This window comes from Candidatus Methylopumilus planktonicus, from assembly GCF_000981505.1.
GTDB classification, from domain to species: Bacteria; Pseudomonadota; Gammaproteobacteria; order Burkholderiales; family Methylophilaceae; genus Methylopumilus; species Methylopumilus planktonicus.
Window position 1 is genome coordinate 339,504 of record NZ_LN827929.1, and the last position, 20,289, is coordinate 359,792.

Consider the following 20,289-nt stretch of genomic DNA (forward strand, 5'->3'; position numbering starts at 1 on the left):
TCAGTGTGATCGTGTCATTATTAATTCAGCCATGCTAGCCAAATAATATGCTTTATCCCCGAAAGGTTTAATTACAGTTAAAGCTTCTTCATAATATTTAGCGGCTAATTCTTTTGATTTAGTAATACCTAGTAAAGATAAAAAAGTAGCTTTATTATATTTTTCATCCTTGCCAGGTGTTTTACCTAGAACTTCTTGGCTTGCCTCTTTATCAAGAATATCATCTTTAATTTGGAACATAAGACCAATTGATTTTGAATAAGTATCTATTATATCTAGCGTTTTTTTATCATAATTATTAGAAGCCAGCACTGCCATCAAACATGCACTATTAATAAGAGCCCCAGTTTTAAATCGATGCATCACCATAAGCTTATCTAGTGAGATTTTTTTGTTGGTGTTCTCAATATCTAACGCCTGGCCTTTTGCCATACCTTCAATACCAATAGCATTAGCAAGTATGTGAATGATCTGTAATTGATTTTTAGGGTTAATCTGAAGAGATGGCGAAGATAGAAGAGAAAAAGCGATTGACTGTAATGAGTCTCCAACAAGAAGCGCAGTGCTTTCGCTAAATTTTTTATGACAAGACAATTTTCCCCTTCTCAAATCGTCGTTATCCATGCAAGGCATATCATCATGTACTAAAGAGTATGCATGTATAAACTCTACGGCACATATAATATTTTCAATTGCAATTGGCGGCGCCTCAACAATTTCTGCGACTGCAAGAACAAGCAATGAGCGCATTCTTTTCCCGCCATTTAGAACACTATATTTTATAGCCTCATTTAAATGAGTTTCATCGCTAGCTTTAGGTAAGTTTTTTTCAAGCACAAATTCAACAAATGCTTGTTTTTGAAAAAGCCAGTCATGAAAGTCATTCATTGGTAGGTTTGAATTTTTCGAGGGTGTTCTCTGTAGAAAGCACCAAAACTTTTTGCTCGATTTCTTTTAGTGAGTCTTGGCATAATTTAAGAAGAAGCATTCCTTTTTCATAAGATTTGATCGAATCTTCTAATGCCATATCACCTTGTTCCATTTTTGAAACAATAGACTCAAGCTCTTTAAGATTTGCTTCGAGTGAATTTTTATCCATAAAATTTATCTTTATTTGAATGATTGGTTGAAGAAAATTGATAAATCATCTATCTCTTTTTCACATACTTCATGACCCATAGGGTACTTTTCAAAGTGCGCAAAATTAAACTTTGCCATTAGTTTTTTAAAGGAAGAATCGGCAATTTCTATATCTATAACATTATCATATAGGCCGTGAGCCATAAAGATTGGTATCTTAATTAAATCATTTTTTATGGACCTTATAAGCATGTCTTTCAAAGGAAGATAACCAGACAAAGCTGCAATGCCTCCTAATTTTTTATGGTATTTTAATCCTAAGTAAAAACTCATTACAGCCCCTTGAGAAAAGCCTCCAATAATAATTTTTTCGGATGGGATACCAAGGGAAATTTGCTCTTCAATCAACTTTTGAATGATTAAACTTGATCTTTGCATACCCAATTCATCTTCATCTTTGTCTAAAGACAGATCATACAAATCATACCAAGCTCTCATTTCCATGCCTTGGTTGATTGTTACTGGCTGGTATGGAGCATGGGGCAAGATAAATCGAATTTTATTGAATTGCGATCTTCCGAAGATGCTTTTGAAATCAAATCCATCAGCTCCAAGACCATGAAGAAATATGACTGAGCCTATGGGCGGTTCAATATTGTCAATAATAATGGGTGTCATAAATAAAAAAAGCAGAATTAAATTCTGCTTTTTAATACCTAAATTATTTTATTTCGTTTCAGCTAATTTTTTAAGTGCTGGAAGCGCTACATCATACATTTCATTCACAGCTTTCAATGCTGTCTCGTCATCTTGGCCAGCTGGAATCGGTGGATTGAGTTTATAAACTCTATAAAAACGTCCTACCCATGTTACAGAGGATTCATTAGGGCTAGGGCCCTTTGCTACAACAATAAATGAATTATAGTCTGCCACAGGGACTGCTCCTTCTAAAATTTCATATTTTAACTTCATAGCTTCTTCATCGATGCCTTTAAGCCTTTCAATTACCTTACCCCCAGATTTTAGTGTAAGCGTTCTTAGGGTATCCTCGCCCTTTTTTTCTAATTTGCTATCAGTTACAAGAGGCTGCCATTTTTGAAAACTACCAAAATCTTTAATGATTGCCCAAACTTTATCAGGCGATGCATTGATTTTGATTGTTTTTTCTACTTTTTGAGGTGATGGGCCGTGAGCAAATACATTCATTGATACAAACAAAAGGAAGATACTAATAATAATTTTTTTCATGTGAATAGAGCCTTTGGTGTTTAATAAGCTTGATAATTATAAATTGTTTTTATATATAACATTAGTCAATTTTGATAAATTGACCAAAAGATCGGCTTTGCTTGCCTGTTTTGATTTCATAGAGATATTCTTGTTTTGCCAAGTCAATGATCGAAATAGAGTCGCTTCTCCAATTAGAAGTGATTAAAATATTATCTCTTTCATCAATATCAATACCCTCTGGATTGCCACCCACTTTGATTTTTTTGATTTCTTTTTTTATCTTAAGATCAACAACACTTATATTGTCATCTTGAGTATTTGTAACAAAAGCAAATTGGTTTTTTATATCGGATACCACTCCATAAGGATGATCTCCAACCTTAATAGTTTCCGAAGCAAATGATTGGATATTCACTACAGATAATGAGTCATCTAAAACATTAACAACAAAAAGTAAGTTTTTGCTGACAAATAAGCCATAGGGATGATTGCCTACTTTAATTTTCTTAACGAGAGCCAAATCAGATTGACCATATATTTCGACAGTATTCTCATCACGATTAGAAATAAAAAGATACTTTCCCTCAGTATCACAAATCATGCCAGATGGAGATTTGCCAACTACTATTTTTTTAATGACTGTTAAAGATTTTGTTTCTATTATAAAAACTTCACTATTAAACCAATCGCTCACATAGATGAAGTCTTCATTTGTGGACTTGGTAATTCCAACTGGCGTTCCACCAGTCTGTATTGTTTTAATAATTCGATTATGTTGAAGATCTAAAACATTTACGGAGGCATCATTAGTATTTGTAATAAAGGCATAGGATTGCTTTAGAGAAATAGCAACTCCTACAGGGCCTCTGCCTACAGGAATTTCTTGAATAATTTTTTTCTCTTTTATATTAACAACACTTACTGTATCAGAGCCTTGGTTGGTAATATAAGCAATAGGCGAAGTTGAGCAAGCACAAAGTAATAAACATAGAGCAAGTGAAATAAGATTTTTAAAATTCATAATTTAAGTTTTTTCGTAATAGATTCTAGCTTTAATTCTGGCTTTTATTTAAACTAAATCTATGGAAAAATTAAGGAAAAGCTTAAGGTGGTTTCATGATTGATAAAGATGGTTATCGGCCAAATGTTGGTATTGTCATTTGTAATGTCGAGAATCAAGTTTTTTGGGCGAAGCGAACACAAGAGAATGCATGGCAATTTCCTCAGGGCGGCATTCAAAAAGGCGAGGCGCCAGAAGAGGCTATGTATAGAGAGCTTATGGAAGAGGTTGGTTTAAAACCACACCATGTAGAAATACTTGGCCGAACAAAGGACTGGTTAAAGTATGAAGTGCCCTCACAATGGCTTCGAAGAGATTTTAGAGGGGTTTATAAAGGCCAAAAACAAATATGGTATCTCTTGAGGATGAAGGGGGAAGATACTGATATCTTTTTGAGGAACACTATAAAGCCAGAGTTTGATGCATGGCGCTGGCATGATTACTGGATGCCTCTTAATGAGGTGATTGAATTTAAAAGGGATGTTTATCGGCTTGCTTTAAACGAACTTCGTTTGTTTATAGATAATTAGTCTATTTTTTTAATTCAGCAATAATTGTTTCGCCATTAAAAACTGTGTCGCCCAAAGTAACTTTTATCTTTGAATTGATAGGTAAATATAAGTCAACACGCGAACCAAATCTTATAAAGCCATACCTTTCACCGACCTCTAACGCATCACCCTTATTTACATAGCATAAAATTCTTCTCGCAATTAAGCCAGCAATTTGAACGCAAGTAATATCAAAACCTTCTTTAGTTTTTAAGTGAAGCGCACATCTTTCGTTCTCCAAAGAAGCTTTTGACATAGCTGCATTTAGAAATTTTCCAGGAAAATACCATTTATTCATAATAATTGATTTAATCGGACTTTTGTTTGAGTGGACATTAAAGACATTCATAAAGACACTCACTTTAATTGCTCGCCTATTAAGATAATCGTCTTTACATTTTTCAATCACAATCACCTTGCCATCAGCTGCTGATACCACCATATTTTTCTTGGAGGGCGTGCTTCTTTTTGGATCTCTAAAAAATTGTAGAATAAATAAAGAGATTATCCAAAGAGGAATTGACCACAAAGCACATATTTTAAATACGATAGCTGATACGGCAATAGATGCTATTAGAAATGGCCAACCTTCTTTTGCAATGATAGGGTAAGCTTTTTTTACCATAGAGCTAGTTTTTGCTTTGATCAACAAGCTTATTCTTGGCGATCCAAGGCATCATTGATCTGAGTTGTGAGCCAACTTTTTCAATAGGATGTTCAGCATTGAGTCTTCGTCTTGCGGTCATTTCTGGATAGTTTGTTTTCCCTTCAAGGATAAAACGTTTCGCATACTCTCCATTTTGAATATTTTTTAAAGCTTCTTTCATGGCTAACTTGGCCTCATTACCAATAACTTTAGGGCCGGTTACGTACTCTCCGAATTCAGCATTATTTGAGATAGAGTAGTTCATATTAGCAATACCGCCTTCATACATTAAATCTACAATAAGTTTAAGTTCATGTAAGCACTCAAAATAAGCCATTTCTGGGGCGTAACCTGCTTCAGTTAATGTTTCAAAACCTGCTTTGACAAGCTCAACTGCGCCACCGCATAAAACAGCCTGTTCACCAAATAAGTCAGTTTCAGTTTCTTCACGGAAATCTGTTTCAATGACCCCACCTTTTGTGCCACCATTTGCCGCTGCATATGAAAGAGCAATTTCTTTTGCTTTGCCAGATTTATTTTGATAAATCGCAATTAATGAAGGTACGCCACCACCTTTAAGATATTCTGAGCGCACTGTGTGGCCAGGCCCTTTTGGTGCAATCATAATGACATCAAGATCATCCCTCGGAATAATTTGGTTATAGTGAATATTAAATCCATGGGCAAAAGCAAGCACAGCATTTTTTTTCAAGAATGGGGCAACTTCTTGATGAAAAATCTGAGGCATTGTTTCATCAGGGATTAAAAGCATGGCCACATCAGCATTTTTGACGGCTTCATTAATTTCTAAAACGTTATGTCCTGCACTTTTGGCTTTATCCCATGATGCGCCACCTTTTCTAAGAGCAACAGTGACGTTGACGCCTGATTCTTTAAGATTGGCTGCATGAGCGTGGCCCTGTGAGCCATAACCAACAATAACAACATTTAATTTTTTAATTAAATTTAAATCAGCATCTTTATCGTAGTAAACCTTCATAATAACCTTTCAGTTTTAATTTATACCTTTAAAATTCTATGACCGCGTCCAATTCCTGACGCACCAGTTCTGACCGTTTCTAAAATAGCCGCCTTATCAATGCTTTCAATATAAGCGTCTAATTTGCTAGATGATCCTGTTAACTCAATAGTAAATGAGCTATCAGAAACATCGATAATTCGTCCTCTGAAAATATCACACATTCTTTTCATCTCATCTCGGTACTGAGCATTTGCTTTAACTTTAACTATCATTAGCTCCCGCTCAATAAATTTGCCATCATTTAAATCTAGGACCTTTACAACATCAATTAATTTATTAAGTTGCTTGATGATTTGTTCAATAATCTCATCTGTGCCAGAAGTGACAATAGTCATTCTTGAGAGCGTTGCATCTTCAGTAGGCGCAACAGTCAAAGATTCAATGTTGTAACCTCTTGCAGAGAATAACCCGGAAACTCTAGATAAAGCACCAGATTCATTTTCCATCAATAGAGAAATAATATGTCTCATTTATAGATCCTCAGCTGTAATCATTTCTGACAAGCCTTTTCCATTAGGAATCATTGGAAATACATTTTCTTTTTGATCCGTAATGAAGTCCATAAAGACCAAGCGCTCTTTTAGTTTTTTACTAAAAGCTTCTTTGAGAGCCGGCTCAATATCGCTTGGGTTCTCGATTTTCATTCCAACGTGACCATAAGCTTCAGCTAATTTCACAAAATCAGGCAATGCTTCCATATAGGATTCCGCATAACGATTTCCATAAAAAAATTCTTGCCATTGTCTTACCATCCCCATGTATCTATTGTTGAGATTAATAATCTTGATAGGTAAATGGAATTGCTTGCAGGTAGATAGTTCTTGAATACACATTTGTATGGAAGCTTCACCGGTCACACAAGCAACCATCGCATCAGGATGAGCTAGTTGAGTGCCCATTGCATAGGGTAATCCCACGCCCATGGTTCCCAGGCCACCAGAATTAATCCATCTTCTAGGCTTATCAAATGGATAGTATTGTGCTGCCCACATTTGGTGCTGACCTACATCAGAAGTAATAAAGGCATCGCCTTTTGTTACCTGATGTAAGGTTTGAACAACAAATTGAGGTTTAATGAGTTTTTTATCGTTTTTAAAACTTAAGCAATTTGTCGATCTCCATTGGTCAATTTCTTTCAACCAATGCTTAAGCGATATGTTTTGCTTTGTTTTTTCTTTAGATAAAAGATCATTAAGTTCAGTAAGTACTGAAACGACATGACCTACGATAGGTATATCAATCTTTACTCTTTTAGAAATAGATGATGGATCAATATCAATGTGAATGATTGTTTTCGGTTTGGATAAGAAATGCTCTGGATTACCAATCACTCTGTCGTCAAAGCGAGCACCAACAGCCAACAATACATCACATTCTTGCATAGCCATATTAGCCTCATAGGTACCATGCATACCTAACATGCCTAGAAACTGCTTATCACTTGCAGGAAAACCACCCAAGCCCATAAGCGTGCTTGTAATAGGAGCCCCAATAGTACGAACAAATTTAGTTAATTGTGAAGAGGCATCGCCCAATACAACGCCGCCACCCGAGTAGATCATTGGTTTTTTTGCACTCAAAAGAAGTGACAATGCTTTTTTAATTTGGCCGCTATGACCCTTAATAATAGGGTTATAAGATCTTAAATGAACCGATTTAGGATAGTTAAACTCATATTTTTCGGCTGTGATGTCTTTTGGAATATCAACCAAAACAGGCCCAGGTCTTCCGCTTGACGCAACATAGAAAGCTTTCTTAATTGTAGATGCAATATCTTTAACGTCCTTAACTAAGAAATTATGTTTTACACATGGACGCGTAATCCCTACCGTATCACATTCCTGAAAGGCATCTTGCCCAATAGCGTAAGTTGGAACCTGACCACTAATGATCACCATGGGAATGGAATCCATGTAGGCGGTCGCAATACCTGTTACAGCATTGGTCGCTCCCGGGCCTGAGGTTACAAGAGCAACGCCAACTTTTCCAGTAGATCTTGAATAGGCGTCAGCTGCATGAACAGCTGCTTGTTCGTGACGAACTAGAACATGCTTAAATTTATTTTGCTTAAAAACAGCATCATAAATATTAAGGACGGCGCCACCAGGATAACCAAAAACGAATTTGACTTTTTCCTCGTGAAGGCAGCGAATAACAATTTCTGCTCCAGAAATGTGATTTGAGTTCATAGAATTCTTGATTGTAATTAGTGAGATAGCTTTAAACCCTCAACATTAACGCTTTAAGCGTATTTGGTCAAGTTTAGAGACTTTTAAAAGTCTCAATTTTCATAGATAAATCAATTGCCTTGATATTTTTTGTGAGCGCTCCTAGAGAGATTCTATTTACGCCCGTCAGTGCAATTTTTTTAACATTTTTTAGCGTAATATTTCCAGACGCCTCAAGAATCGCTCTTTTTTTATTAAGAAGTACAGCTTTTTTAAGATCTTTAATATTAAAGTTATCTAATAATATATTTCTAAAGCCTAGCTCAATAAATTTTTTAAACTGATCAAGATTTTCAACTTCAATTTGAATATCTTTACTTTTGGAGTATTTCAAAGCGAGCGAGAGTAAATCATCAATTTTTTTAGCGGATGTAATATGGTTTTCTTTGATAAGTATTTGATCAAAAAGTCCGATGCGTTGATTATTACCACCCCCAATAGCGACAGCATATTTTTGCGCAATTCTTAACCCTGGGATTGTTTTCCTTGTATCAAAGATACCTGTATGCGTATTTGCAATAGCTTTGACATATTGATGTGTAATCGTTGATGTGGAAGATAAGGTTTGTAAGAAATTAAGCGCTATTCTTTCTCCGCTGAGGATTGATTTTGCATTGCCGTAAATCTCACAAAGCCTCTGATTTTTTTTTACAATCTCACCTTCTTTAACAAGCCACTTTATTTTGATTTTTGGATCTAGCATTAAAAAAGTAGCGTTAAACCAAGGAATACCAGCAATTAAAGCCGACTCTTTGGCTTTAACATAAGCTACTGCAGTTGATTTTGCTTCGATGAGTTGAGCAGATAAATCAATATTACCTATATCTTCTTGGATCGCCATTTTGACATTTGTTTGAATGGCTTCAATCAAAGTTTTCTTATTTATTTTTGATCTTTGCATAATCTAGAAGCTTAACAAATTATAATAAATTTAGTTTTTTTAATTGAGAGAAAAATGAAGCTTTTTTATTCAAATAATAGCCCTTACGCTAGAAAAATAAGAATTTTAATTGATGAGAAAAAAGTTCCAGTGACTTTGGAGAAGGTTGTGCTTGCTGATAAAAATTGTACTATTCATGAATACAATCCTTTAGCTAAAGTACCTATATTGGTTATAAACGATATATCAATTTTTGATTCACCGGTAATAGCTGAGTATATTGACTATAAGAGTGGTCCGCTTTATTTAATTCCCAGTGATTTTGATAAAAAAATATTAGTAAAAAGATGGGAAGCTATAGCAGATGGATTATGCGACGCATCAGTGGCAATCATGCTGGAAAAGCGAAGGCCGATTTCACAACAAAATACTGATGTATTTGAAAAGCAAATGAGAAAAATAAAGTTAAGTCTTCAAAGGCTCAATGAAGAAATAGAAGATAAAGAATACTATTTAGAGGATACATTTTCGTATGCTGATATAGCCGTCGGATGTGCTTTGGGGTACGTTAAATTAAGATATCCTGAAATTGACTTTAAGAGTGAATATCTAAATCTATATCATTTGCATGAAGAGCTTATGAAGCGACAATCTTTTCAGGAAACGGCACCTGAGCCTTATCTATAGCGCATTCAATAATAGCGCCACCTAAACATACATTGCTTTCGTAAACAACCACAGATTGCCCGGGAGTAATGGCCCATTGTTTTTGCCCAAAAAATATTTCCACTGAATCATCTTTTATCATATCGATTTCACAAGGGGCATCAGATTCCCGGTATCTTGTTTTGGCTCCATATACCCAATGTTTCTCTGGTAGAGCCTCATGTATCCAATGGGGTTTCTTTGCAATTAATCCATCTTTAAATAAAAGGGGGTGGGCGTGTCCTTGAGCAACAATAAGTATATTTTCTTTAATACTTTTTTCAGCTACAAACCAAGGCTCACCATTACTCGTTTTCGAGCCACCGATGCCAAGCCCCTGTCTTTGGCCAAGCGTGTAAAACATAAGACCTATATGCTCTCCTAGTATCTTTCCGTGCTCATCTTTAATGGGACCTGGAGAATTTTCTATATATTTATTTAAAAATTCTGTAAAGGGTCTTTCGCCAATAAAACATATACCTGTAGAGTCTTTTTTATCACTGTTATGTAAACCTTCTTTTTTAGCAATCTCTCTTACATCTTTTTTAAGGAGATTACCTAGGGGAAATAAAGACTTTGAGAGCTGATGTTGATTGAGGCGATATAAGAAATAACTTTGATCTTTTGTTGAGTCGTCTGCTTTAAGAAGACTATATAAGCCGTCTGCTTCTTTAATTTGTGCGTAATGACCAGTTGCAATCTTATCTGCACCCATTGAAATTGCATGATTTAAAAAGGCACTAAATTTAATTTCAGAATTACATAAAATATCTGGATTTGGAGTTTTACCACTTTTAATTTCATTAATAAATTCAGAAAATACCTTTTCTTTATATTCCTTACTAAAATTTACTACTTCAATATCAATGCCAATTTTATCGGCAACAGATACTGCATCCAGAAGATCTTGTTTGCTTGAGCAGTAATCATCATCATCGTCATCTTCCCAATTTTTCATGAAGAGACCAACGACTTTATAGCCTTGGTTCTTTAGGAGCAAGGCAGCCACAGAAGAGTCAACGCCGCCTGATAAACCTACAATGACTGTACTATTATTCATTTAATTAATTAAATTCTGAGCCAAGTTTTTTTGATTTTTCACAAGCAGCTCGAGTAGCCTTTAAAAGTGTTTCATTTAATTTATTTGATTCGAGTTGTTTCAAGCCCTCTTCTGTTGTGCCACCTTTTGAAGCGACAGATGCTATAAGATTTTGAAGGTCATTTAAATGATCTGAAGCTAAATGAGATGCGCCGAGTAAAGTTTTACCACATAATTTTTCGGCCTCTTTTCTCGACAAACCTAATTCAATAGCTGATTCGATAAATGCATTGAGGAAATAGAATATATAAGCTGGCCCACTTCCTGAGATAGCTGTAACGGCATCCATCTTAGACTCATCTTCTAGCCAAATAAACTCTCCAATAGCGCCCGCAATTTCTTCAACAGCTACTTTGTTCTTTGCATCCAAGGCTTCTTGAGTAAAAAGAGCCGTTACTCCAAGCTGGATTTGAGCGCACATATTAGGCATAGATCTCACAATATTTTTATGCCCACCTACCCACTTCTCAATGGAGTCTATTTGAATGCCTGCCGCGATAGATAGAATAAGTTGATTCGAAATTTCACTGGAAATTGATTTAAGAACTGATTCAGCTTGCTGAGGCTTAACGGCAAGTACAATAATTTCATTGCTATTTATCTTTTTAAACTCCGCCTCCGTAGAAACATTAAATTTATTTTCAAGAGCTAATCTTTTTTCTGAATTAGATTCAATCACCCGAATAAGTGCAGGGTTATGGTCTTTATTTAATAAGCCGCTAATCATAGCTCCGGCCATATTTCCTCCGCCTAAAAAACAAATATTCAATTATCGTCCCCTTGAGTTTTTATTGCTCTCGCCCCAAAAATAGCGGTACCAATCCTAACAAGATTTGAACCATGCTCAATAGCTGGTTTGAAGTCATTCGACATACCCATAGACAATGTATCAACAGTATCAATTTGATTTTTTAATTTAGCATAAAGTACATGCATGGATTTAAATTCATCAATGACTTTTTTGCGGTCTTCCGTATTGGAGGGTATAGACATAATACCTCTTAGTTTAAGTTTAGGAAGTTCTTTGAGTGCGCTAATAAGGTCTATTAAATGTGATTGTGCATCATCGATCGCGATGCCGCTCTTAGTATCCTCACCGCTTGAATTAATTTGAATACAGATATTTAGAGGAGTGGCGCCTGAAGGTCTTAAGTCATTAAGTAGTTTCATAACTTTTAATCTATCTACGCTATGAACCCAGTCGAAGTTTTCTGCAATAAGCTTGCATTTATTGCTTTGAATGGGCCCTAAAAAATGCCACTGAATTGCAAAATTTTCTAAATGTAATTTTTTGTTGAGAGCTTCTTGAAGATAGTTTTCCCCCGAAATTTATGATACCAGCATCAAACGCTTCAATAATTTTTATCAAAAGAGTGACCTTTGCTTACAGCTACCAAAGTAACTTTCTCAGGAAAGTTATTAAAAGCAGAAGCCTCTAGAATGTTTTGATTGATTTGAGAAACGTTTTGAGAAATTGTAGTCATTATTTAAATAAAAAAAACCAAGCAAATTGAAGTTTGCTTGGTTTTAGTTTGTTTAGCAACAAAGAACTTGCTAATAAAAACGGGACATAAAGTCCCGTTATATTTATTTTTTAGCTGCTGGTTTTCTTTTAGCTGCTGGTTTTCTTTTAGCTGCTGGTTTTTTCTTAGCTGCTGGTTTTCTTTTAGCTGCTGGTTTTCTTTTAGCTGCTGGTTTTCTTTTAGCTGCTGGTTTTTTCTTAGCTACTGGTTTTTTCTTAGCTACTGGTTTTTTCTTAGCTGCTGGTTTTTTCTTAGCTGCTGGTTTTTTCTTAGCTGCTGGTTTTCTTTTAGCTGCTGGTTTTTTCTTAGCGCTGACTGATGTTGAAGGTTTAGAGATTGTTGCTGGAAGAGTGCTATTAGTTTCTACTGGTTTTGAAGAACCAAAAATTGCTGAAATTAATTTTTTGATCATTTAATACTCCAAAGAATAAAAAAAATTTTTTTTACTACAAATGCAAATATAAATATGGACTTGTTTTTAAACCTAGTCAAGTTTTTATTGCAATTATTTTCATATTACTTTTTACGATGAATTTATTCTTTTTATTTAATTTTTTAAAATTACTTAGGAGCCAGTAAAGACAATATTGCCATTAAAAATAGTGCTCGATACTTTTCCAGTAAGATTTTGATTAAAAAATGGTGTATTTTTACCTTCACTGATTAAAGATTTTGAATTTATTTCCCATGAATGCTCAGGGTCAAATATACAAATATCTGCATCCGAATTTACCGAGAGACTACCCTTATTAATTTCCAAAATACCTGAAGGCTGATTAGTTATTTTATTGATTAGCAAGCCCAGGTCTATTTTATAGTCCTCAGATAGCTTGTATACGAGCGGCATTAGGAGCTCTACGCTTGATGCGCCATGTTCAGACTCTGCAAAAGGTTTCAATTTATTATCTTCATTTACTGGTGAATGATCTGAACATATTGCATCAATTGTGCCATCAACAATTGAATCAATAATCTTTATTCGATCAGATTCTCTTCTCAAAGGAGGCTTTAAAAAACAGTTAGTGTTAAAGAAGCCAATATCATTATCTGTAAGAAAAATTTGATGAATAGATACATCACAAGTCACTTTGACACCATTTTTTTTAGCTATTTTTACTAAATTTAATCCATCAGCAGTTGATATTTTATTTAAATGAACCTTTGTCTTGGTTAAATGAGCAATTTCCAGAATTTTATTGATGGCAGTAGTTTCACTTATGCTTTGAATACCTTTTAATCCTAGTCGAGTTGAGATTTCACCCGCATTTATAATGCCCTTTTCTGATAAATAAGCATCCTCTGCTCTTAAAATGCTTTTAAATTGAATGTTGAGAGGTATTGAAAAGATCTGTACAAAACTTCTGTGTCTTGAATTGGTTTTTCTGCCTGAGAAAATCCAATACACCCAGATTCGTATAAATCATTTATTTCAGTTAATAATTTCCCATTTAATTTTTGAGTGAGCGCTCCAAGGGGATATACATTGCCTAACTTAAGCGCCTCTGATTTGTTCTTTAACATTTTCACAAGGCCTGGCTCATCTAGAATTGGTGTTGTGTCTGGAGGGCACACCATCCCAGTGACTCCGCCAGCATTTGCTGCTTTCATTTCACTTTCTAAGGTGGACTTATATTGGTTACCCGGCTCTCTTAAATTCAATTGAAGGTCAATAATGCCTGGTATAACTATTTTGTTTGAGGCATCAATTATCTGTTTTGCTTTCTTTGAGTCTAAATTCTTATTTAGTTCTGCAATTTTTCCATCTATAACCAATATATCTAATATTGCATCTATATTATTTTTTGGGTCAACCACTCGACCATTTTTAATTAAAATGCTCATGAATGTTGCCCTGCTAAAATTGCCATCACAGCCATTCTTACGGCTATTCCAAAAGTCACCTGAGGGAGAATGACAGATTGTTCGCTGTCAGCTATGGCTGAATCGATTTCTACCCCTCTATTCATTGGTCCGGGGTGCATAACTATTGCATCTTTTTTTGCTAAATCTAATCGCACTTGATTTAATCCATAAGTTTTAAAGTACTCTTCTTTGAGAGGGGAGCATGATTCCATCCATTCTTTCATTTTGAATCCTTAGCATCATAATGACATCTACATCTTTCAGTCCCTTATCGACATCATAGAAAACATGCACTCCTAGCTTTTCAATTTCATCGGGAAGTAATGTTTTGGGAGCAATCACTCTAATTTCAGGAACGCCAAGTATATTTAATGCGTGAATATTAGATCGTGCAACCCTAGAATTTAGAATATCTCCCACGATAGCCACTTTTAAATTATTAAAGTTTGTTTTATATTTTCTTATAGTAAAAGCGTCTAGAAGGCCTTGAGTGGGGTGAGAGTGATTTCCGTCACCTGCATTGATAATATGAATATTTGGCTTTACATGAGAGGCAATAAAATGAGCAGCACCTGATGACGAATGCCTTACAACAAAAATATCTGCATTCATGGCAATCAAATTATTGATTGTATCCAAAACAGTTTCACCTTTAGATTGAGACGAGGTAGCGACATTTAGATTAATAACATCGGCAGAAAGTCTCTTGGCAGCAATCTCGAAAGTAGTTCTAGTTCTTGTGCTATTTTCAAAGAAAACATTGCATACTGTTTTACCTCTTAAAATAGGAACTTTTTTAACATCTCTCTCGCCTATTTTTAAGAATGATTCTGCTGTATCTAATATTTGAATAATTTTTTCTTTGGACAGGCCTTCAATAGATAAAAGATGATTTAAATTACCTTTATTGTTTAGCTGAGGATTAAACATGAGATTCCTTTAACTGAAAGGTAAATTTTTTATTCTCATCTAATACAAGCTCTAAATGTTGATTTTTAGAAAGGCTAATTTTTTCGATACAAATCTGCGGCGAAATAGGAAGCTCTTGCTCGTTTCTGTCAATTAAAACAGCCAATGTAATTTTATCAGGTCTTCCATAATCAAAAATTTCATTCATGGCAGCCCTAACAGTTCTTCCTGAAGAAAATACATCATCAATAAGAATAATATGCTTGCCATTAATTTCCGTATCAATTTTTGAAGGCTTGTTTTTTATTTTTAAGCCGCGACTTGAAAAGTCATCCCTATAGAAAGACGTATCAATTGAGCCTGTTGCAACAGCACTTCCCAAGCTAGGTAAAATCTTTTGAAGAATAAGTTCTCCACCTCGCTGGACGCCAATGAGAACAGTGTTCTCATCAATCATCTCATTGATTTTATTTTTTAGGCTTTCTATAAGGTTTTCTGCGTTAGGTAGGTTCATTTTTTAACTTAAATTTGGTCAAGATAAGATTGTAAAATAATTTTTGCAGCTATTTGGTCAATTAATAGTTTCTTTTTCTTTAAATCAATTTTCTTATCTTTAAGTTCATGATTAGCTTCAATTGAAGTATAGCGTTCATCAATAAGATGAGTGGGAAGCAAATATTTTTGCTCTAGTTGCTTGGCGAATTTTTTAGATAAATTAGTGACTTTATGTTCAGACCCATCCACATTAAATGGAACTCCAACAACTATAGATATCGGCCTCCATTCATCCATAATTTTTTGAATAGCTTCAAATGTTTGGTTATTAGTTGAAGATTCGATTGTTATTAAAGCCTGAGCTGTCTTGGAAATATTGTTTCCAATTGCAACCCCTATGCGTCTTTGTCCAAAATCAAATCCTATGATATTTCCTTCTCTTTGCTTACCAGGTGCTTGATGATTTTCGATATTTAACATGGCAATTTTATCGAGCTTAATTCTAGATTCAAGCTAATAAGGGAAGTTTTTTTCGAAAAAAAAACTGACATGAAGTCAGTTTGACAGTGCGCTTTAAAATTATTTTTTCTATAATTTTTCAATGACATAATTCTAGCATAATTTAATAATAGCACATATTAATTTTCTAAATAACCTGTAATTTCAAGCCCAAAACCAATCATGCTCGGCATTTTTCTTGGGGCAGATAGTAGCTTCATTTTTCTAACTCCTAAATCTACTAATATTTGAGAGCCAATCCCGTAATTTCTTAGATCATTACTGCTCTTGAGTGGCAGAGTGTTTTCTGTTTTTAAAATATTTAGGAGATCGTTGGTGTTTGTATTGTGGTTTATAAAGACTAATACACCGCCATCCTCACTTATTTTTTTGATTGCCTTCAAGGCATTCCATGAATGCTTTTTATCTTCTATATCTAAAAGGTCTATCACCGATAAAGGCTCATGAACTCTCACAATAGTTTCTTTATCTTTTTGAATTTCACCTTTTACAAGGGCAATATGAGTTTCTTCTAAGATTTTGTCTTTATACAAAATTAATTTCATTTCGCCATAAGGCGTTAAGATATTTTTTTCGATTAATTTTTCGATTAATTTTTCATTTTTTCTTCGGTATTCGATAAGATCTGCAATTGTTCCAATCTTAATATTATGCTGCTCTGAAAATTTAATTAAATCTGGAAGTCGCGCCATATTTCCATCTTCATTAAGAATTTCACATATCACTGATGCTGATTCAAGACCTGCAAGATGCGCAAGATCACATCCAGCTTCAGTATGTCCAGCCCTGACAAGCACACCACCTTTTTTGGATATTAATGGGAATATATGACCGGGCCTTACAATACTTTTTGAAGTAGCATTTTTATGAATTGCAGCTTTAATTGTTGTGGCTCTGTCATTTGCTGAAATTCCAGTAGTGACGCCTTCAGCAGCTTCAATAGACACCGTAAAGTTAGTCCCTAAGCGTGTTTCATTTTCTTGAACCATTAGAGGCAATTCGAGTATTTTGCATTTCTCTTCTGTTAGCGTTAGACAAATAAGGCCGCGCCCAAATTTAGACATAAAATTAATATGATCTGAATTAGCAAATTCTGCCGCAAGAACGAGATCGCCTTCATTTTCTCTATTTTCCTCATCCACAAGGATAACCATTTTGCCTTGTTTTATATCTTCAATAATTTCAACTATCGGACGGATCATCTATTCTTTATTTTCTTTTGAGAATGTTTTCAAGGTATCTAGCAATCAAGTCTACTTCAATGTTAATTTCGCTGCCCTTGGTTAGGCTCCCTAAATTAGTTTCCTTCAGGGTAAAAGGAATAATGTTTACTTTAAAATTATCACTTTTAACTGAATTTACAGTAAGACTTACGCCATTTATCGCAATAGATCCCTTTTCAGCAATAAATTTCATTAGTTTTTTAGGGGGCTTGATTTCTAGAATCCAACATTGACTAGTAGTTTTGATACTGGCAATTTTTGCTATGCCATCAATATGGCCTGTTACAAAATGACCGCCTACTTTTCCATTGTATAAAACTGCACTCTCTAAATTTACTAGAGATTTTTCAGAAAAAGATATAGTTCTGCTTAACGTTTCTGCGGACACATGAAATATAAATTGATTTTTTTGTTTTTTCTGAACGGTAAGGCATACCCCATTAATAGATATGCTATCTCCCAAGTTGCTTGCCTTAATTTTATTGGCCTCATAGGCGACAGTAATGCGGGCATCTTTTTTTAAAGATTCAATTTTTTTTATTAAGCCGATGGATTGAATTATGCCTGTAAACATAGGGTGATTTTATCAGATTAGAATGTATATCCCTGATAAAATAAAACAAATGTCTTTACTTAACAAATACCTGCCTTTTGAAGTTTGGATTGCTTATAGATATATAAAGTTTAAGCAAAAAAATAGCTTCATATCTTTTATTTCAATGACAAGTATGGTTGGAATAGCTCTTGGAGTTTCAGCACTCATTATTATTTTATCTGTTATGAATGGTTTTCAGGATGAACTTCGAACGCGAATTCTAGGAGTGGCTTCTCATATTGAAATTACAAGCTCAAATAATACATTGACACATTGGGAAGATTTAGTAAAAAAACTTCATGAATCTCCTGATGTAGTAGGGTCAGCACCTTATGTAGATGGCCAGGGCATGTTAGTTAGCGAATTCGGAAGTCAGGGAATTATGCTTCGAGGGATTTCATCAGAACTTGAAGGTAATGTTGATAACTTGGAGAAGAAAGTTAAGGTTGGTAAGCTATCTGATTTAAAACCTAATACATTTAATTTGATTTTAGGGATAGATGCTGCAAAGCAACTAGGTATTGTCGTTGGAGATAAAGTTAATATTTTAATTCCGCAAGGCTCTTATACGCCCGCAGGCACATTTCCTAGAATGCGACAATTTAATGTTGCAGGTATTTTCGAAATTGGAATGTATGAATATGATTCTGGTATGGCGTTGATGAATATAGAAGACGCTCAGAAATTCTTTCAAATGAATAATACTATTTCAGGAGTCAGGGTTAAGACTGATGATCTTTTTTTGGCGCCTTTAGTGGCAAAAAGACTATCAGAGAGCTTGTCGGAATCAGGTGTTTTTTATGTCAGCGATTGGACAAAAAAACATGCGAATTTTTTCGCAGCTGTTCAAATGGAAAAAAGAGTGATGTTTATAATTCTGATGCTAATCATTGCGGTTGCGGCATTTAATATTGTTTCTACTTTGGTGATGGCGGTAACTGATAAAAGATCAGACATTGCAATTCTTAAAACATATGGAGCAAAACCTAAAAGTATCCTATATATATTTATCATTCAGGGTTCTTTGATAGGCTTAATCGGAACTATCAGCGGGGTATTTTTGGGAACTGTTGTTGCATTAAATATTCATTCGATCGTGCCTTTTATTGAGCATTTATTCAACGTTCAATTCTTATCCAAGGATATTTATTATATTTCTGAAGTGCCTTCCAAGCTCTTATATAGCGATGTAAGTGCTATAGCCTTTATCTCGATTTTGTTGTCTATTGTTGCCACAATTTATCCAAGCATAAAAGCTTCTAACACTTCACCTGCTGAGGCGTTAAAGCATGACTAAAAAATTACTTATAGCTTGTAAAGACTTATCTAAGACTTTTCCTGGTCTAGATGAAGAAATTATTAAAAAGTTAAATCTTAATATCAAAGAAGGTGATCATACAGCTATTGTTGGCGTCTCCGGGTCTGGCAAAAGTACACTTCTTCATCTCATGGCTGGACTTGAAAAGGCCTCATCTGGACAGATAGAAATTTTAGATCAAGATATCTCATTTTTAAATCAAGATGAATTGGGAGTTTTGAGAAATACACATTTAGGCTTTGTGTATCAATTTCATCATTTGCTCAGTGATTTTAATGCCATAGAAAATGTTGCAATGCCGTTATTAATTAGAAGGTATGGATACAAACAGGCTTTTAAGGAGGCTGAGGTACTATTAAAAAAAATAGGTTTAAGTAAAAGGCTGACTCATAAACCATCCGAATTATCTGGGGGCGAAAGGCAGAGAGTGGCAATTGCGAGATCCCTAATTACCAAGCCAAAGTGCATTCTTGCAGATGAGCCCACAGGAAATTTAGATGGAAAAACAGCACATTTTGTATTTGATTTATTGCTTGATTTAGCGAAAGAGGATCGTTCAACTCTTGTCCTGGTAACTCATGATATTCAGCTAGCATCAAAATTAAAGTTTCAATATAAATTAAATCAAGGAAAGCTTAAAAAGACTTAAGTTGATTTAAGCAATTAACCAAATATTAAGATAGAATAATGCTCATTAAACATTTGGAGAATTAGATATGTGGGAAATTATTTTAGCCGCTGGATGGCCGATTTGGCCGCTCATTTTTGCATCAATTATTGCTCTAGCAATTATTGGCGAGCGATTTTGGTCTTTAAGAGTTGAAATTATTGCCCCAAGCGATCTTCTCCCTGAGGTTCAGAACTTATTGAATCAAGGCACCATAAAAAAAGATGTCATTGCAAAAATTAGAGAGCATTCTCTTTTAGGTGAAATTTTTGCAAGCGCTCTTGTCAATTCAAATACATCCGCAGCTCATATTAAAGAAGCTATAGAAGAGTCAGGCAGATCAGTGAGCTACAAGCTTGAAAAATATCTATCAACACTTGGTACAATTGCGGCAGTTGCTCCTCTTTTGGGGCTCTTGGGCACGGTAATAGGCATGGTTGATCTTTTTAGTTCATTCACAAACAGTGGCCATGATGTGGCTATATTTGCAAGAGGCATTTCAGTGGCCCTGTATAATACGGCAGCAGGTATTGTTGTGGCAGTCCCAGCTATGATTTTTTATCGCTTTTTTAGATCTAAAGTAGATGATTTAATCTTTGATATGGAGCAACAAGCTCTTAAGCTGATTGAATCTATGGGCGTTCGTAAATAAATAA

General features: G+C 34.8%; 25 protein-coding genes and 1 pseudogene. 5 read left to right on the forward strand and 21 right to left on the reverse strand.

Annotated elements, in window-relative coordinates; genetic code table 11:
* From BN1208_RS01870 to BN1208_RS01890, 5 genes are all read right to left on the reverse strand, one after another.
* On the reverse strand, positions 1 to 888 hold the full coding sequence (locus BN1208_RS01870; RefSeq protein ID WP_046487321.1) for a polyprenyl synthetase family protein: 888 nt from the start codon (positions 886 to 888) through the stop codon (positions 1 to 3).
* Positions 881 to 1,099, reverse strand: a complete 219-nt coding sequence (xseB, locus tag BN1208_RS01875) for an exodeoxyribonuclease VII small subunit (RefSeq protein ID WP_046487323.1) — start codon at positions 1,097 to 1,099, stop codon at positions 881 to 883. The genes BN1208_RS01870 and xseB overlap by 8 nt, the downstream gene beginning before the upstream one ends.
* An 11-nt stretch (positions 1,100 to 1,110) precedes the next feature.
* On the reverse strand, positions 1,111 to 1,758 hold the full coding sequence (locus BN1208_RS01880) for an alpha/beta hydrolase (RefSeq protein ID WP_046487326.1): 648 nt from the start codon (positions 1,756 to 1,758) through the stop codon (positions 1,111 to 1,113).
* Between the two features lie 48 nt (positions 1,759 to 1,806).
* Positions 1,807 to 2,328 (reverse strand): SRPBCC family protein, encoded by a 522-nt coding sequence (locus BN1208_RS01885; protein ID WP_046487328.1) that lies wholly within the window; start codon positions 2,326 to 2,328, stop codon positions 1,807 to 1,809.
* A 61-nt stretch (positions 2,329 to 2,389) separates the two neighbouring features.
* The gene (locus BN1208_RS01890) at positions 2,390 to 3,331 is read right to left on the reverse strand and encodes a YncE family protein (protein WP_052734606.1); all 942 of its coding nucleotides are present in this window, start codon (positions 3,329 to 3,331) and stop codon (positions 2,390 to 2,392) included.
* 95 nt (positions 3,332 to 3,426) lie between these two features.
* Here BN1208_RS01890 and BN1208_RS01895 point away from each other — a divergent pair, with 95 nt between their 5' ends.
* A complete protein-coding gene (locus tag BN1208_RS01895) occupies positions 3,427 to 3,900 on the forward strand; it encodes an RNA pyrophosphohydrolase (RefSeq protein ID WP_046487330.1) in 474 nt (157 codons plus the stop codon).
* Position 3,901: 1 nt separating this feature from the next.
* On the opposite strand, the gene BN1208_RS01900 is transcribed toward BN1208_RS01895, so the two are convergent.
* From BN1208_RS01900 to nadC, 5 genes are all read right to left on the reverse strand, one after another.
* A complete protein-coding gene (locus BN1208_RS01900; RefSeq protein ID WP_046489187.1) occupies positions 3,902 to 4,546 on the reverse strand; it encodes a phosphatidylserine decarboxylase in 645 nt (214 codons plus the stop codon).
* A gap of 4 nt (positions 4,547 to 4,550) precedes the next feature.
* Positions 4,551 to 5,567: a ketol-acid reductoisomerase gene (ilvC, locus tag BN1208_RS01905; RefSeq protein WP_046487331.1), complete on the reverse strand. Its 1,017-nt coding sequence runs from the start codon at positions 5,565 to 5,567 to the stop codon at positions 4,551 to 4,553.
* Positions 5,568 to 5,587: 20 nt separating this feature from the next.
* Positions 5,588 to 6,079 carry an acetolactate synthase small subunit gene (gene ilvN / locus BN1208_RS01910; RefSeq protein WP_046487334.1) on the reverse strand — a complete coding sequence of 164 codons (492 nt, stop codon included), beginning with the start codon at positions 6,077 to 6,079 and terminating at the stop codon, positions 5,588 to 5,590.
* Positions 6,080 to 7,798, reverse strand: coding sequence for an acetolactate synthase 3 catalytic subunit (locus BN1208_RS01915; protein WP_046487336.1), 1,719 nt, complete (start codon positions 7,796 to 7,798; stop codon positions 6,080 to 6,082). It abuts the gene before it with no gap.
* 73 nt (positions 7,799 to 7,871) lie between these two features.
* Positions 7,872 to 8,738 carry a carboxylating nicotinate-nucleotide diphosphorylase gene (gene nadC, locus BN1208_RS01920; RefSeq protein WP_046487338.1) on the reverse strand — a complete coding sequence of 289 codons (867 nt, stop codon included), beginning with the start codon at positions 8,736 to 8,738 and terminating at the stop codon, positions 7,872 to 7,874.
* 54 nt (positions 8,739 to 8,792) lie between these two features.
* Between nadC and BN1208_RS01925 the strand changes: the two genes are divergently transcribed.
* Positions 8,793 to 9,404 (forward strand): glutathione S-transferase family protein, encoded by a 612-nt coding sequence (locus BN1208_RS01925; RefSeq protein ID WP_046487340.1) that lies wholly within the window; start codon positions 8,793 to 8,795, stop codon positions 9,402 to 9,404.
* On the opposite strand, the gene mnmA is transcribed toward BN1208_RS01925, so the two are convergent.
* The 11 genes and pseudogenes from mnmA to BN1208_RS01975 form a co-directional block, all read right to left on the reverse strand.
* The gene (mnmA, locus tag BN1208_RS01930; protein ID WP_046487342.1) at positions 9,355 to 10,482 is read right to left on the reverse strand and encodes a tRNA 2-thiouridine(34) synthase MnmA; all 1,128 of its coding nucleotides are present in this window, start codon (positions 10,480 to 10,482) and stop codon (positions 9,355 to 9,357) included. The genes BN1208_RS01925 and mnmA overlap by 50 nt on opposite strands.
* 4 nt (positions 10,483 to 10,486) lie before the next feature.
* Positions 10,487 to 11,290, reverse strand: coding sequence for a pyrroline-5-carboxylate reductase (gene proC, locus BN1208_RS01935; protein ID WP_052734607.1), 804 nt, complete (start codon positions 11,288 to 11,290; stop codon positions 10,487 to 10,489).
* The gene (locus BN1208_RS07180; protein WP_156157761.1) at positions 11,287 to 11,850 is read right to left on the reverse strand and encodes a YggS family pyridoxal phosphate-dependent enzyme; all 564 of its coding nucleotides are present in this window, start codon (positions 11,848 to 11,850) and stop codon (positions 11,287 to 11,289) included. Before BN1208_RS07180 ends, proC begins: the two co-directional genes overlap by 4 nt.
* Positions 11,851 to 12,108: 258 nt before the next feature.
* Complete coding sequence (locus BN1208_RS01945) at positions 12,109 to 12,456, reverse strand: hypothetical protein (RefSeq protein WP_052734609.1); 348 nt, start codon at positions 12,454 to 12,456, stop codon at positions 12,109 to 12,111.
* A 153-nt stretch (positions 12,457 to 12,609) separates the two neighbouring features.
* Positions 12,610 to 13,449: an amidohydrolase family protein gene (locus BN1208_RS01950; RefSeq protein ID WP_231854584.1), complete on the reverse strand. Its 840-nt coding sequence runs from the start codon at positions 13,447 to 13,449 to the stop codon at positions 12,610 to 12,612.
* Positions 13,350 to 13,886: an amidohydrolase family protein gene (locus BN1208_RS07395; RefSeq protein WP_231854585.1), complete on the reverse strand. Its 537-nt coding sequence runs from the start codon at positions 13,884 to 13,886 to the stop codon at positions 13,350 to 13,352. The genes BN1208_RS01950 and BN1208_RS07395 overlap by 100 nt, the downstream gene beginning before the upstream one ends.
* A pseudogene (locus tag BN1208_RS01955) lies at positions 13,883 to 14,837 on the reverse strand (aspartate carbamoyltransferase catalytic subunit). Before BN1208_RS01955 ends, BN1208_RS07395 begins: the two are co-directional and overlap by 4 nt.
* A complete protein-coding gene (gene pyrR / locus BN1208_RS01960) occupies positions 14,830 to 15,330 on the reverse strand; it encodes a bifunctional pyr operon transcriptional regulator/uracil phosphoribosyltransferase PyrR (RefSeq protein WP_046487344.1) in 501 nt (166 codons plus the stop codon). Before pyrR ends, BN1208_RS01955 begins: the two are co-directional and overlap by 8 nt.
* Before the next feature lie 8 nt (positions 15,331 to 15,338).
* On the reverse strand, positions 15,339 to 15,791 hold the full coding sequence (ruvX, locus tag BN1208_RS01965) for a Holliday junction resolvase RuvX (protein ID WP_046487347.1): 453 nt from the start codon (positions 15,789 to 15,791) through the stop codon (positions 15,339 to 15,341).
* A gap of 158 nt (positions 15,792 to 15,949) precedes the next feature.
* Entirely contained in the window at positions 15,950 to 17,032 is a 1,083-nt protein-coding gene (ribBA, locus tag BN1208_RS01970; protein ID WP_046487351.1) for a bifunctional 3,4-dihydroxy-2-butanone-4-phosphate synthase/GTP cyclohydrolase II, read from the reverse strand.
* A 7-nt stretch (positions 17,033 to 17,039) separates the two neighbouring features.
* On the reverse strand, positions 17,040 to 17,627 hold the full coding sequence (locus BN1208_RS01975; RefSeq protein ID WP_046487355.1) for a riboflavin synthase: 588 nt from the start codon (positions 17,625 to 17,627) through the stop codon (positions 17,040 to 17,042).
* 49 nt (positions 17,628 to 17,676) lie between these two features.
* On the opposite strand from BN1208_RS01975, the gene BN1208_RS01980 reads away from it, so the two are divergent.
* From BN1208_RS01980 to BN1208_RS01990, 3 genes are all read left to right on the forward strand, one after another.
* Positions 17,677 to 18,945 (forward strand): lipoprotein-releasing ABC transporter permease subunit, encoded by a 1,269-nt coding sequence (locus BN1208_RS01980; protein ID WP_046489193.1) that lies wholly within the window; start codon positions 17,677 to 17,679, stop codon positions 18,943 to 18,945.
* Complete coding sequence (locus tag BN1208_RS01985) at positions 18,938 to 19,615, forward strand: ABC transporter ATP-binding protein (protein ID WP_046487358.1); 678 nt, start codon at positions 18,938 to 18,940, stop codon at positions 19,613 to 19,615. Before BN1208_RS01980 ends, BN1208_RS01985 begins: the two co-directional genes overlap by 8 nt.
* Positions 19,616 to 19,682: 67 nt before the next feature.
* Positions 19,683 to 20,285, forward strand: coding sequence for a MotA/TolQ/ExbB proton channel family protein (locus BN1208_RS01990; RefSeq protein ID WP_046487362.1), 603 nt, complete (start codon positions 19,683 to 19,685; stop codon positions 20,283 to 20,285).
* Positions 20,286 to 20,289 lie beyond the last annotated feature (4 nt).

Excerpts from the sequence above, each read along its gene's own strand:
- BN1208_RS01945 (WP_052734609.1), bottom strand. The coding sequence starts at position 12,456 with ATGATCAAAAAATTAATTTCAGCAATTTTTGGTTCTTCAAAACCAGTA.
- ribBA (WP_046487351.1), bottom strand. The coding sequence starts at position 17,032 with ATGATCCGTCCGATAGTTGAAATTATTGAAGATATAAAACAAGGCAAA.
- BN1208_RS01990 (WP_046487362.1), top strand. The coding sequence starts at position 19,683 with ATGTGGGAAATTATTTTAGCCGCTGGATGGCCGATTTGGCCGCTCATT.
- BN1208_RS01915 (WP_046487336.1), bottom strand. The coding sequence starts at position 7,798 with ATGAACTCAAATCACATTTCTGGAGCAGAAATTGTTATTCGCTGCCTT.
- xseB (WP_046487323.1), bottom strand. The coding sequence starts at position 1,099 with ATGGATAAAAATTCACTCGAAGCAAATCTTAAAGAGCTTGAGTCTATT.
- BN1208_RS01880 (WP_046487326.1), bottom strand. The coding sequence starts at position 1,758 with ATGACACCCATTATTATTGACAATATTGAACCGCCCATAGGCTCAGTC.
- BN1208_RS01980 (WP_046489193.1), top strand. The coding sequence starts at position 17,677 with ATGTCTTTACTTAACAAATACCTGCCTTTTGAAGTTTGGATTGCTTAT.
- ruvX (WP_046487347.1), bottom strand. The coding sequence starts at position 15,791 with ATGTTAAATATCGAAAATCATCAAGCACCTGGTAAGCAAAGAGAAGGA.
- mnmA (WP_046487342.1), bottom strand. The coding sequence starts at position 10,482 with ATGAATAATAGTACAGTCATTGTAGGTTTATCAGGCGGCGTTGACTCT.
- BN1208_RS07395 (WP_231854585.1), bottom strand. The coding sequence starts at position 13,886 with ATGAGCATTTTAATTAAAAATGGTCGAGTGGTTGACCCAAAAAATAAT.
- BN1208_RS01890 (WP_052734606.1), bottom strand. The coding sequence starts at position 3,331 with ATGAATTTTAAAAATCTTATTTCACTTGCTCTATGTTTATTACTTTGT.
- BN1208_RS01925 (WP_046487340.1), top strand. The coding sequence starts at position 8,793 with ATGAAGCTTTTTTATTCAAATAATAGCCCTTACGCTAGAAAAATAAGA.
- BN1208_RS01885 (WP_046487328.1), bottom strand. The coding sequence starts at position 2,328 with ATGAAAAAAATTATTATTAGTATCTTCCTTTTGTTTGTATCAATGAAT.
- BN1208_RS01900 (WP_046489187.1), bottom strand. The coding sequence starts at position 4,546 with ATGGTAAAAAAAGCTTACCCTATCATTGCAAAAGAAGGTTGGCCATTT.
- BN1208_RS01895 (WP_046487330.1), top strand. The coding sequence starts at position 3,427 with ATGATTGATAAAGATGGTTATCGGCCAAATGTTGGTATTGTCATTTGT.
- BN1208_RS01870 (WP_046487321.1), bottom strand. The coding sequence starts at position 888 with ATGAATGACTTTCATGACTGGCTTTTTCAAAAACAAGCATTTGTTGAA.
- pyrR (WP_046487344.1), bottom strand. The coding sequence starts at position 15,330 with ATGAACCTACCTAACGCAGAAAACCTTATAGAAAGCCTAAAAAATAAA.
- nadC (WP_046487338.1), bottom strand. The coding sequence starts at position 8,738 with ATGCAAAGATCAAAAATAAATAAGAAAACTTTGATTGAAGCCATTCAA.
- BN1208_RS01985 (WP_046487358.1), top strand. The coding sequence starts at position 18,938 with ATGACTAAAAAATTACTTATAGCTTGTAAAGACTTATCTAAGACTTTT.
- ilvN (WP_046487334.1), bottom strand. The coding sequence starts at position 6,079 with ATGAGACATATTATTTCTCTATTGATGGAAAATGAATCTGGTGCTTTA.
- BN1208_RS01975 (WP_046487355.1), bottom strand. The coding sequence starts at position 17,627 with ATGTTTACAGGCATAATTCAATCCATCGGCTTAATAAAAAAAATTGAA.
- ilvC (WP_046487331.1), bottom strand. The coding sequence starts at position 5,567 with ATGAAGGTTTACTACGATAAAGATGCTGATTTAAATTTAATTAAAAAA.